Genomic DNA, 12,780 nt, shown 5'->3' with positions numbered 1-12,780 from the left:
CTCTATAAAAAGGAACACCTTCTTCTTTCCATTCACTTTGTAGGACTCGTTTACTCGAGGTAATATGATATAAATTTCCTAAAGTTGTTACCTCCCACGATTCGGGTAAGTTCCTATAATAGGCGTTGTCATCAGTCAAAACGGGTTCAATCTCGATTAAATCTTTCTTCTTGAGTTTGCCTTCTTCAAAGAGTCGTTGCTTTTCTGCACGAATTTTTTCCAACAATACTGAAGCAGGTTCATCATTTGGATCCTGTGCGACTAACTTACCTTGCATAGCTACATCTAACACTTTTTGACGGAGTTGTTCTGATAATTGCTGAAGGTCTGATTGGTTTTTATCAATTTTCCCAATCGATTCAAATCCGAATTTTATTTGTTCAGTAATTCGATTTTGTTCGTTCAATGGTGGAATTGGTATAAAAAGACTATTAAAATTTTTATCATTAATTGCAGGGTAATTTGATCCTGTTGATTTTTCAGAAACTTGTTTTAAGAAAAATTGCGAAGTTAGCACAAATAGCAAGAAAGAACTATGAAGTAGTGTATCTAGCACAATAAAAGCAGTACTTGCAATATAGTCCTCTGGATTATCAACAGCAATAACAGCAATATTTTTTAGATATGATCTTACTGTAGAAAAAATAACACTATCTTTTTGGACAATTTTCCTAGCTCGACTCGGCGCTTCACGGCAAGATACTTTTGAGATTTGCATCTTATCTAGTTTTTGACAATTATTATCAATAGTTCCAGTATCTAAATAATAAAAATCATTACTTGGTGTTCGTTGGCCTAAATTCCAATAGATACTTTTAATTCTTACCCACTCCCACCCCTCAGGAATCTCATAAGGTACCTCAACAGATTTTACTATACCATCAGCAAACTTCTCATAATAGGAACCATCCTCAGTTTTGAAAATCTCACTTTCGTTTTTATCCGGTTTGATTTTTTTCTGCTTGATGAGCTCTTCTTTCTCAGCTTTAATCCGTTTTAGAAGTTCACTTGCTGGCTCATCATTTGGGTCTTGAGGGACAAGCTTTCCTCGCATGGCTAAGTCTAGAATCTTCTCTCGGAGTGCTTTGGTATCAATCATTCTTCTACCCCACTCAACAACTCTTGTAATTGAGAAACAGCCTCAGCAATATTTCGAGATTTTTCCTCCATTAACTCTAACATTTCTGACAGACTATAATCTGGTGTATTGCTTTCCTCAGTCATCCAGCTGATATCTAACGATGTATTATCCCTGCCATCGATTTGTTCAAAGCTATATTTGCGCCAACGACCATTTGGATTTTCTTCGCTCCAAGTTTCTTGACGATTTTCTCTATCCTCTCTCTTGTAACAAGAAATAAATTCTTCAAAGTCCTTTTTATTCAAGGGATTTCGCTTACCAAACGAACGCATGTTATGCCGCATATCATAAATCCAAACGTCTTTTGTATTTCCTTTTTCTGATGTACCACGCTCAAAGAAAAGCACATTGGTCTGAACACCTTGAGCATAGAAGATACCAGTCGGTAAGCGCAAAATAGTATGAAGATTACACTTATCCATCAGATCACGACGAATAGATTCTCCGACATTGTTATCGAACAAAACATTGTCAGGAACAACTACTGCTGCTCTTGAGTGCCCATTTGTGTTCAAAGAATTATAGATCGTTTGAAGGAAATTCAACTGTTTATTACTAGTTTCATAAGTTAGATCATCGCGTGTTGCACGTTCACCACCTTTTTTAGTTCCAAACGGTGGGTTAGTCAGTACAACATCAAATCCTTTCATCCATTTGCCATTAGATGATAGTGAATCTCCTTGCTCCAAGCGTCCTTCAATATTATGCAGTAAAGCATTCATCAAAGCGAGTTTGTGCGTATTAGGAACAAGTTCCATACCGCTCAGTGCTTCCTCTTTTTGAAACTTTACTTCTTCTGGAGATAAATCGAAGAAATCATCGTATTTTGCTTTAAGATAATAGTCTGCGGCAATCATAAATCCAAATGTTCCAGCAGCAGGGTCATTCAATTTTTCCCCTTTTTTAGGGTCTATCAACTCCACCATTACATCAATTAAGACACGTGGTGTAAAGTATTGACCTGCCCCAGACTTAGTCTCATTCGCATTTTTTTCTAGGAGACCTTCGTAAAGATCACCTAACCCTTCCTCCTTAGCAGAATACCAGTCCAAGTCTCCGATACTTGTAATAATCTTTTCAAGGTTTTTAGGCTCATCGATATAAGTGGAGGCATCTGCATAAATCATGTTTAGTCGCTTATCTTTAGTAATTTCCGGATTTCCCAAATCTAGAAGCAACTGCTTGTAAAAAATTTTTAACTCTACCCCTTCTTTTGATGCTAAATCATCCCAACGATACCCTTCGGGAATACTGTGCTCATTATCTTGTTCTTTCATCATTTTTAAGAACAGGATATAAGTCAACTCCGTGACGTAATTTTGATAGCTAATTCCGTCATCTCGTAAAACATCAGCCATCTTCCATAGTTTTTGGACAATATCATTATTAGACATTTTGTTTATTTCCCTTTTTATCTTAAGCATATAATTGATCATTCAACACTTGAATAACCAAATCAATTTTTTTCCCAACGTGACGTTGAATCTGTTTGTAACCACCATTTTGCTTCCACACTTCTGTTTCATCAAAATATTGTTTTGCTGTAGGTGCCAAGACAGGAGTTTCAAGCAACTGTTTTTCAATGCGCTTTAGCCATTTCAACTGCATTGGAGTCCAATCTTCCATACCATACACTTTCTTCATGGCATTTTTGATACGAGTTTCATGATCTACCAGACCAGTTCCCAAAGCAGCTTGCCTGATGAAACTGATAATATCAGCTGCAACTCGCTCTTTCTTTTCATGGCGCCAAGCTTCTTGTAGATTCCTTTCGTCAAAATGATTTTCCTTTAAACGTAATTGAACTTCCCTCAACTCTTTATAAGTCAATTCCTTTGGTCGCTTAACGACAACCTCTAAAGCTGGAATCAGGTTAATATTTTCACGGATAAAGCGATTAAAATCATTTAAGTAATCACCTGGTTTAACATTTCCAACACCATATCCTCTAGTCACTTCTTTAATCATATCTGAATCGTGGGATATCGCGATATCAACGTAGTTTCTATAGTGTGCAACCCTGTTAATTTTCTCCTGCTGACCTGCGAGCTCCTGCTTATTCATTGCTTTTAACTCTTGAAGCCACATATCAATGCTACGAACATTATTTAACTCTGCAAGCTCGTTAATAGCTTCTTTAGAGAGTCGCTGTTTCCGTCGTTGCAGTTTAGCTATTAATTCATTCTTGAAAAATTCAAATTCAAAATTATCATCTGCGGACAACGCCTTTTCAAGAATTTGATCAATTGTTTGACTTGGATTTGAAACAATAGGTTTCATATCAGTAATGTCTTTTAACGTATCATAAAGCTTAACTGCATCGAAGATTTTGAAACTTTCTTTGTTGATTTCAGGACACAAACGTGTAGCACGTCCCAACATTTGATCATAGAGAATACGAGAACGAACACGTCTCATAAATACAAGGTTCTCAATTTCTGGTACATCGATTCCTGTGGTTAATAAATCAACTGTAACAACAATATTTGGATATTTTTCATTCTTAAATCGTTTAATTTCTTTATCAGGGTGAGCGATATATCCTGTGATCTTTTCAATTGCATCATCTGGAACTGGAATATCTGCTTTTCGATACTCTTCTTTGAGAATTCTAACAATCTGATCAGCATGGTAATCCGTAACAGCAAAGATCAGCGATTTTCCGCCTTCATTGGGATCTATATAGTTCACTAATTCACTAAGGATAGCACGATTAAAATTCTCATTAATAACTTTTTTATTAAATTGTGCAACATCAAACTTTAAGTCATCATCTAGATGTGCTTTAGTAATACTCTTATTCCTAGCATCCCATACATCTATATCCGAATTAGCCTCGAACGTGATACCATTTCTAGATAGTTCTGTTTCAAATTGATAGGGCGGCTCATGATCAACTAAATAACCATCAACTACTGCATCTCTATAGGAATACGTGTAAATTGGATCTCCAAAAATTCTAGTAGTATGTAAAGCCGGTGTAGCTGTTAGCGCCAGCACACTAGCATCAAAATAATCAATGACTCGGCGATACTGACTGACATATTCTTGTTCGTTTTGATAGAGCAACTCTTCCTCTGATAACTCACGATCCTCAGTATAGCCACGATGAGCTTCGTCAACAATGATAAAATCATAAGTACCTACTGATGGGATTTCTGATTCATCATCTGTGTAGAAAAGCCGTCTGACCATACCTTGTACAGTTGCAATGTGCACTCTTGTATTCTTCTCAGCAAAAATCTCATCAACACCTTTAATATCATATATAGAAGCAAATGACTGATTCTCAATTTGCGTATCAATAAGGACATCTGAAGCCTGTTCCCCGAGACTTCGACGATCTACTAAAAACAAAATTCTACGCATTCGTTTTGTTTTTAGTAAGCGATACATTAGTGCTAATGAAAGACGCGTTTTACCTGTACCTGTAGCAAGTGCTAAAAGCATACGGCGTTTATTTTCAGAAATCGCTTTTTCAACTGATTTGATAGCTTCAATTTGATAATAACGTCCAGCAAAATCTGGATATTCTTCTTCGACCAGTTCTGTTTCAGCTTTGATAATATCAACTTCAAGTTTTCTCTTCAAATCTTCAGGACTATGCCAAGCTTCTAAAGCATATGAAGGTACAGTTTCTGTGCGGGAATCCCAAAACCAAATTCCAGACTGATCCTCTAATTGTTTTAAGTACGGACGACCATTAGAGGCATAAAGGAACGGTATTTTATATTTTCCAGACTGAACCAAGTTATAGTTCGAAGAAACATCTATCTTACGAGCATAGCCCTTGGATTGTATAAGATCACCAGATATAGCTTTATTATAACGTTTTGCTTCTACAATACCGACTAAATCAAGACCAATAAAAAGTCCATAATCTGCACGCCCGCGAGGAGTGGGAACTTCAGCAATTGCCAAGTTTTTATTTTTTTGTGGCCGAGTTCCTTTACGCCAATCAAGATTAGCTGTGTCCACTTCCCAACCTGCTTTATGAAGTTGTTCATCAATAAACATAATACGAGTATTATATTCATTAAAGTCCACATTGCGCAGATAAGCTTTGGAGCGCTCTTTCTTATGAATTTTAGTTGCCTCAGGTTCATTCCGGTATCGAACAACTGCTTCTTCGAGCGCCTGTCTCTCAGCTTGTGTCATTTCTAGAGCTTTTTGCATGGATTGCTTTTCTGATTGACTAATTTCAAGTTGTTTTCTTAATTCCTCTACTTCTTTATGAAGTTGAGCATTTTCCTCTTCTTGACTAACTGGCTTTTCAAATTTCTGAGCTACAAACTCAATCGGCCCGTAAGCTTCCATAAACCAAGTCGCCAAAAAATGAGCATAACCTAAAAGTTTTAATGCCGCACCACTATCTGAAAATGAATCATGTGCCGCTTTATTTCCATACTTTCTAATAATATGGAAAGCTTCAGCTACATCATCCTCCAAAACTCCTACTCGTTGCAATTCTTTTAATTTATCTAATTGAGTCGGTACATTCCAAGGTGTAATATTTTCTAACCTAAACAAAGCTTCGGTCATACGTTCAGCAAACTGTCTCAACTGGATCATAGCGCTATTTGAATCACTATAAACATAAATTTCAGCACGTGTAGCTGGATTGGCAAGTTGAGGCCATTCAGGTTTCAGAAATGAAAAATTACTCATAATAAATCTCCTACTATCACTCAATGAGATAAATAATCCTCCGACGAATCGCTATTATCAGAAGTTTTTATTAACATATATTATATCATAATGTGTCATTAATCTACCGCAACAAATGTAACGAATCATTTCCGTTGTTTCATTTTTGGTGACCTTAAGCTGTTATGGCTTATCAAAACATTCCCGACTTCTGACTTTATCACATAAAAAATGCAAATGGTAGCTATCCTCTTGTGGGACAAGGAGTTCTGCTGTTCTTTTTGATTATGTTTCTGTTTGTTTTGAAACGGATTGTGAGCCAATCGTATAGCCAATCATGACCATCAAATTTACTGCGATTAAACCTCCCACTCCAATCAAAAATCGAGCCTTCACTTTGTTTAACATGGCTTTCTCCTTTATTAATGATAATCACATCATAGCAAGATGAACTTGGAAAGTTTATCACATAAAAAAATATAATTAACTACAAATTATGGTATACTAGTGATAATAAATAGTTATCGGGAGGAAAAACATGAAACAATTGCTTCAGTATTATTTACAAGAATTTGATAAAGAGTGCTCTAAAACTAATTTATTTTTAGTTGCCAACCTAAAAAAATACACTAAGAAAATGTCTTATTACACAATTGAACATGCTTCTGATAGTGAATTTTTTTCGTTATCAGAATTTGAAGAGATAGCCTCTGCTCTATTAAAAACAGGCCTCTGTTTGAACATATTCTATACAGAAATGGAATTTATTGAATATATATTAAAGAACTATATGAACTTATTCAAAGAAGATATATTAGTCTATAACTTAGCTAGAGATGGTATAAGAGAAGGTAAGAAATCGCTGATTCCTTCTTTTTGTGATTATTTCAATCTTGATTATACTGGTTCAAATGCACTGACAGTCTCTTTGTGTCGTAACAAATTTATTTGGGGAGCTGTGGCAAATAGGTTTAATATCGCGACTCCTAAAACTGTTTGCATAAGCAATGGAAAGGTACTTGGAGAAATATTCGAGGCTCCAAAATATATACGCAAAGAAATCTCACAATCGGCAAGCATTAATTTATCTGAAGATTCTATCATATCGAATTTTGACTGGAGAAAAATTGATACTCAGGATTTCCTTCTTCAGGAATTTATTGAGGGAATTGAGGTTGAAGTTCCTTTTTTTAATTTTAAAGGAGAATATGTTGTATTAAATCCTGTTAGAGTAGTCAGTAAAACAGACATTTTGACAAGTGAAGTGTCAGATAGGAATGATTATACGTTTGAGTATTTACAAGATAAATCTCTGTGTAAAAAATTAAAAGAAGCAACAGAAAAACTCGCCCAATATTTAGATATAAGTACCTATGGACGAGTTGATTTCAGGATAAAATCAGATGGAAATTTTTTTGCTTTTGATGTTGCAACCATGCCTTATACAACTAAGCACAGTTCGTTTCATTATAATTTTTACAAGTATAATCTCACCATGGCTGATCTTCACAAACTGATATTATTTAGCAGTTTATAATGCACTGGTATACTGTATATCTGTTACCATGAGACCCCTACGATAGTAATTCCATTCTCGTGAGGAGAATTTTGATGTTACTAGAAATTCTGAAAATTCCTTTCCTGTCTTTATATCTGATTTAAATATTTTTTTGTAACGACGGTGTTTTTCGGATAACATTGTTTTCTCTGACTCAAAAATAATAGGGCAGAAATTTTTAAGTTGTTCATACTTATCTTGTGCTTGTTGCTGATTCCCCTCTATAAGTAATTTACAAAGTTCAAACCAACCAAAGTAGTAACGATAGAAATCATCAATGGACACGTCTTCAATATCTGACAAATCATTCACTTCCATCAAATTCTCTAACTCATTTTTATAAATTTTATAGTTTTCAATTCGAGAATAATACAGAGAAATTGAACATAAGTTTGTGTATATTAAATGTTTACTAACATCATTTAATCTGTTTTCTGTAAGAATGTTTTCAAACTGAGTTCGCCAGTAGTCAAAATCATTTGCTGAATTAGAAAGGAAATCTAATATAATAAAGTTGTTTTGAGATTTCCAATATAGTGGGAAATGATATTTATTGAATAATGCTTCTATTTCTTGTTTCACTTGACGTGCTCGTTCATAGTCAGAAGCAACCAGTAATAACCCTAGAAGACTCCCTAACGTATAATATTGCTCAAGTTTGTCATCGATATCTATAAAAAACTTTAAAGCCCTGTTTGCATCATTTATGGCTCTATCGTTATCCTTATATAAAAAACTTTTTCTTAAATAGATTTTTTCAAGATATTGTGCATTTTGTTCAATATCTTTTGTTACATAAAAAATTTTAATAATATCTTCATTTAAAAATTGGAATTTATCTATTTCGTTTAGTTTATCTATTAAATGAGGTAATAACATGTAAATACACGAGAGATAGTGAACAGGCTCAATAATAACATCTTTACCGCTTTCATGTATTATATTCTCATATAGCGTATTACAAAGTGAATAAAAAGAAGAATCTTGTGATGTATTTCCTTGAAAATTAACATCATTTTTTAATAGTATGGAAGATAGCAGTGAACTTTCAGGCAGTATTTCTTTATAAATTGAGTTAGCAGATTCTCCATATTTGTATTCTATACATCTAAAAAATGTTGACTTAGTCTCTTCTTTTAGAAATTCAAGTTTATATAAACTATTTTTTTCACTTTCTAATATCTCATCTTGATTTAATAAATATTCATGCCAAAGTAAGTAAAGCGAAAGTAAATTTTCTTGCTTATCCTCAATCTTAGATAAAATTTCTATTTTAAGTTTGTAATTAAAAGGTTCTTTCCTACACAGATAATGATAATACTTTATATAAACTTCTTTCTGTCCTTTTTCAACTGTTAATAGAAGTTTATCTTTAATAATTAATATTAAACTATAGAAATTTATTCGATTTTTTACAGGTATTAAAACTAATAATTTTTTTAAAATATCAATGGCTTTTTCAATTTGAAAAACCTTCATATTGAAAAATTCTTCTGCCTCATATGGATTGAAATACTCAGGAAGGACAGACAGTTGATATATAAAATCCATATCAATGTGATTCTTCCTAAAGTCATTTTCAATCGTATGTAATAGATCATCTAGCAATTTTTCAATTTCCAAATTATTTTGTGATAACGAGATGAAATTGTAGATTTTTTCTAAATTCCCCTTTGTAAGAGGGTATAATTTATCTACTAAATCATCAGATAAATTTGAGGACTGTATCATACTTCTTAAAGTATCTTTTAGATCATTTAAATCAAAATGATGAATATCAAAAATTTTTGAAAAGAAAATATCATCATTTATACAGTTTTTACCACCAACTACAACAATTATTGATTTATTATATTTCTTTTCATAATCAGAAAGATTGTTAATAAGACGAACAAAAAATAGTTTCAGCTCATTTCCTAACCAATCCCAGTGCTGAATCAAGAATATTAGTCTATAGTCATCGCTACTATTTAATATTTTCTTTTCTACATCCATCGAACTATATTTTAGTGATATACCAGCCGAACCAAATCCAGGAATAGAACCGTTAGCAGAAAGAGAGATATGCTTAAAAAATTTTTCTACTAAAGAAAGTTTATAACCATCAGTAATATCATTTTCGCCAAAATCGGTATATAAACTCGTTCCATCTCCTATGATTTCCTTATTTAATATTTGTTGCGATATTTCATCAAATGCTAATGATTTTGATAGACTATCCTCAAAAGGGATATAGAATGCGGCAGAATTTTGAGAAGTATAGTGTTGCAAAATATTCGTACTAATTTCTGTTAAAAATTGATTCCAATGAGACATAATCAACTCCCCTCCCGATAACTATTTATTATCACTATACAAAACATCAAAATCAGTCTATAATAGCGTCATTATCGTTAAAGGAGACTATCATGGATTATACTATTATTTCTAACTACTTGGATTATTGTAAAACTCATAAACGATTGAGTAGACACACGCTGCGGGCTTATAAAAATGATTTAATGCAATTTTACAATTCAAATAAAGAATGTGTGGTAAGTTATATTGAAGGTTTGACACTTTCAAACTTAAAAACTAGTACGTTACGGCGAAAAATCGCAACTTTAAAAGTGTTCTATGGCTATCTTCAATCGAAAAATGTTATTACTGACAATCCCTTTAATCAATTACGGTTTCAATTTCGAGCAGAAAAAACATTGCCTAAGACAATCCCTCACGATAGTTTAAAAATCCTGTACGCTTATCTACAAAAGAAAATTCTCTCAGCCAAATCTGACTATCAAAAACAGAAAGCTGAGAGAAATTTGTTAATAGTCTCATTACTCCTTTCTACTGGCATTCGGATTTCTGAGCTGTGTCATATTCAAATCAACGATATCAATCTCACTGAACAAACACTCCAAATTCTAGGAAAGGGTAAAAAAGAACGCATTATTTTTATTGGCGATGAACCGACCTTTCAGTTGCTAAAAGCTTATATCTCTTGTTATTGCAATCATACAGATAATTACCTTTTTACTGGAAAGTATGCACAAAAACCACTGACAGAACAAAGTGTTCGCTTGATTCTGAAAACAGCTAGAAACCAAACTAGACTAACGACAACGATTACGCCTCATATGTTTCGTCATAGTTTTGCGACGATGTTGTTAGATAATGATGTCGATATTCGGTACATCCAGCAGATACTTGGACACAGTTCTATCTCTATCACTCAGATATACACCCACGTATCGCAATCAAAGCAAAAAGAGATTCTAAGTTCCTGTAATCCAATTTCATCTATCTACACTTAATCAGCAGCATACAAAAATAAAAGACTACCTACATTCAGGTAGCCCTAATTGTATACTGTCATTCTACTTCTCACAATATTTGTCACAAGTCCACGTGTAAGCAGAATATTAACTGCACTATTCGTTGTGCTAGTTCATTCTCGCAAAATAAAAAAACTTTGCGTATCATAAACTCAAAACCACCACGAAATGAGGGAATGATATGCAAAGCCAAGTTTATTATCCCGCAAATCCCAATCAAACCCAAGTCATTTTTTCAAAAATCTTAACACAAGTCAGCTCTTTGTTCCTAGTGAAGTTAGAGATAGACGAAATATCCATTTACAAAAGCAGCCTGATACGGTGCTTATTGTTAGCTATCTCTGGGCAATTCAAGAAGGATGTCGAACTGCCACCGCGAGTGCTATTTACCGTACCATTCGCCACAATCTCTTTCCTGACAATTTCCCAGAGCGCTCTCGATTTTGCCGTATCTGCCAAAATTTTGCTCAAAGCATTCAACATGTGGTGATAGCAAATTCCTATACTATTGAACGAAATGAAGTGGTCCAAGTTTAATATTGTACTAGAGAACAAAATTGATACAATTTAATACCATGCAACATCTTTTAAGATATGTAGAAATCCACTGATAAGTCTCCATCAGATTCATAGGGTTTCCATGCAAGGTTAAATCCGTACCTCTCGCTCCAACTTGAACGCCAAATATCGTAGTATGGGACACGGCTATATTTCCCACATACTACCTCATCCTCAAACTCTGGTGATTCCTCACAGGTAATTCCAAACTGAGTGCCATCCAATTCCCAAGAATTTCCCCAAACATACTCACCAGAAATGACAGCAATCCACCTCGCAGCATCAACCTCAAAATCCGTACATAGCTTCAAAGATTGGAAAGTACTGCAGTTTATTTTTAATGGTTTGATATGTACAGCACAGTCAACGTGGTACTTTTCAAAGTTTGCAACTAACAAGGTGACCCTCATTGGAATGGGGACTCCATTCACCTCCAACCACCAGTGTCCTAATTTATTATACAAGATATCAAAATAGTCATTAGCTACTATCGATGTTGAAAAATCTGTTATGTCAAGGCATCTTCCTGCTACTCGCAATTCGGAAACGATCTCATCTGTCTTGCTCTTATCAAACTCTGAATAGCGTTTAATCACACGTTTTAACTTGTGAATTGGATAAGAAATATCCTTTTGCGAAGCCTTATATACTTTTTCGACATGAGCAATTTTTTCAACATTGCTGATACCTACAGGTACTACTACAAAATGGTCTTCCTTTATCGATTCATCATCGCAAATATAGGTGTACTCCTTATCAAACTCTGAAAAAGTGACTGTGGCTACTCTGTAAATTGTATCAGATGAGCTAGAATCAGTAACCTGCTCCTCCTCTTCGCTATCTAAATTAACCTTCCTATAAAAGGTATAGCGATTCGGGGTATCATCTTCACCGAATACCATTAAGCCGTGACAGCTAGGACATTCCCAAACATAGTAGGAAGCATCCGAAATATCCTCATACGCGATTTTATTATCAGCATCTGCAGTATTCATAATTTCTTCCCATAACTCATCTGAATATACTGAAAAAGCATTCGGATCTGGAGCGGCATGGTCGTTCATCGGATAACCGCATTGACAAGTCCATTTCCCCATTCTCAGCCTCCTTCCTATTTGATCAAATAATAAAATCAATGCCCAATTCTACAATTTTCTGCCAATAGTTATATTTTAAAAAATAATGTTCCGTTCATTTCATTCTTTTCCCCCATGCCCAGCTCTGCTAGGAAAAAATTATTCAAAGCTTGCCAGTCAACCCTATACACAATGGTTTGTGTTTTTAGGTATGCATCCATTTCCTGTATAGATGACTCGAGGTAGTCATGAATGTCTTCAAGTAAGGTTATTTCAGCTGATTCTGAGCTCGCCATTTTAATAGACAATATGTAAAGACCCCCAGTTGAGAATTCGTGGATTTACCTGTACACTAGAATAAAAAAACAATCAACTTCTAACAGGAATTACCACACTCAATTGGAGGTCTTATATGTTTCATTTTACCACACTTTTCATCGGAATGGATGTTCACAAAGAAAGTTTTTCACTTTGCTATTATGA

The 12,780-nt window shown here is 34.3% G+C and carries 8 protein-coding genes and 2 pseudogenes; 3 read left to right on the top strand and 7 right to left on the bottom strand.

What is annotated here, in order from left to right:
* The 4 genes and pseudogenes from BVE84_RS10000 to BVE84_RS09985 form a co-directional block, all read right to left on the bottom strand.
* Positions 1-1,099, bottom strand: a 1,099-nt coding sequence (locus BVE84_RS10000) for a restriction endonuclease subunit S (RefSeq protein WP_076996854.1), incomplete at its 3' end; no start/stop codon positions are given.
* Positions 1,096-2,535 carry a class I SAM-dependent DNA methyltransferase gene (locus BVE84_RS09995; protein ID WP_076996853.1) on the bottom strand — a complete coding sequence of 480 codons (1,440 nt, stop codon included), beginning with the start codon at positions 2,533-2,535 and terminating at the stop codon, positions 1,096-1,098. The genes BVE84_RS10000 and BVE84_RS09995, both read right to left, overlap by 4 nt.
* 22 nt (positions 2,536-2,557) lie before the next feature.
* Positions 2,558-5,809, bottom strand: coding sequence for a type I restriction-modification system endonuclease (hsdR, locus tag BVE84_RS09990; RefSeq protein ID WP_076996852.1), 3,252 nt, complete (start codon positions 5,807-5,809; stop codon positions 2,558-2,560).
* 270 nt (positions 5,810-6,079) lie between these two features.
* Positions 6,080-6,196, bottom strand: a pseudogene (locus BVE84_RS09985) (peptidylprolyl isomerase); the annotation flags it as partial.
* Positions 6,197-6,326: 130 nt separating this feature from the next.
* Here BVE84_RS09985 and BVE84_RS09980 point away from each other — a divergent pair.
* Positions 6,327-7,325 carry a D-alanine--D-alanine ligase family protein gene (locus BVE84_RS09980; RefSeq protein ID WP_076996851.1) on the top strand — a complete coding sequence of 333 codons (999 nt, stop codon included), beginning with the start codon at positions 6,327-6,329 and terminating at the stop codon, positions 7,323-7,325.
* On the opposite strand, the gene BVE84_RS09975 is transcribed toward BVE84_RS09980, so the two are convergent.
* Positions 7,320-9,662, bottom strand: a complete 2,343-nt coding sequence (locus BVE84_RS09975) for a DNA repair protein (RefSeq protein ID WP_076996850.1) — start codon at positions 9,660-9,662, stop codon at positions 7,320-7,322. The genes BVE84_RS09980 and BVE84_RS09975 overlap by 6 nt on opposite strands.
* Positions 9,663-9,754: 92 nt before the next feature.
* Between BVE84_RS09975 and BVE84_RS09970 the strand changes: the two genes are divergently transcribed.
* The gene (locus BVE84_RS09970; protein ID WP_076996849.1) at positions 9,755-10,642 is read left to right on the top strand and encodes a tyrosine-type recombinase/integrase; all 888 of its coding nucleotides are present in this window, start codon (positions 9,755-9,757) and stop codon (positions 10,640-10,642) included.
* A gap of 202 nt (positions 10,643-10,844) precedes the next feature.
* Positions 10,845-11,149, top strand: a pseudogene (locus BVE84_RS11355) (IS982 family transposase); the annotation flags it as partial.
* A 101-nt stretch (positions 11,150-11,250) separates the two neighbouring features.
* Here BVE84_RS11355 and BVE84_RS09960 read toward each other — a convergent pair.
* Positions 11,251-12,318 (bottom strand): hypothetical protein, encoded by a 1,068-nt coding sequence (locus BVE84_RS09960; RefSeq protein ID WP_076996848.1) that lies wholly within the window; start codon positions 12,316-12,318, stop codon positions 11,251-11,253.
* A 68-nt stretch (positions 12,319-12,386) separates the two neighbouring features.
* The gene (locus tag BVE84_RS09955; RefSeq protein ID WP_142241941.1) at positions 12,387-12,605 is read right to left on the bottom strand and encodes a hypothetical protein; all 219 of its coding nucleotides are present in this window, start codon (positions 12,603-12,605) and stop codon (positions 12,387-12,389) included.
* Positions 12,606-12,780 lie beyond the last annotated feature (175 nt).

This window comes from Streptococcus azizii (assembly GCF_001984715.1).
Classification (GTDB): domain Bacteria; phylum Bacillota; class Bacilli; order Lactobacillales; family Streptococcaceae; genus Streptococcus; species Streptococcus azizii.
This window is presented reverse-complemented; position numbering and strand designations above follow the sequence as displayed.

Bases quoted from the DNA above. Each gene is read 5' to 3' on its own strand.
- BVE84_RS09970 (WP_076996849.1), top strand. From the start codon at position 9,755: ATGGATTATACTATTATTTCTAACTACTTGGATTATTGTAAAACTCAT.
- BVE84_RS09975 (WP_076996850.1), bottom strand. From the start codon at position 9,662: ATGTCTCATTGGAATCAATTTTTAACAGAAATTAGTACGAATATTTTG.
- BVE84_RS09960 (WP_076996848.1), bottom strand. From the start codon at position 12,318: ATGGGGAAATGGACTTGTCAATGCGGTTATCCGATGAACGACCATGCC.
- BVE84_RS09980 (WP_076996851.1), top strand. From the start codon at position 6,327: ATGAAACAATTGCTTCAGTATTATTTACAAGAATTTGATAAAGAGTGC.
- BVE84_RS09995 (WP_076996853.1), bottom strand. From the start codon at position 2,535: ATGTCTAATAATGATATTGTCCAAAAACTATGGAAGATGGCTGATGTT.
- hsdR (WP_076996852.1), bottom strand. From the start codon at position 5,809: ATGAGTAATTTTTCATTTCTGAAACCTGAATGGCCTCAACTTGCCAAT.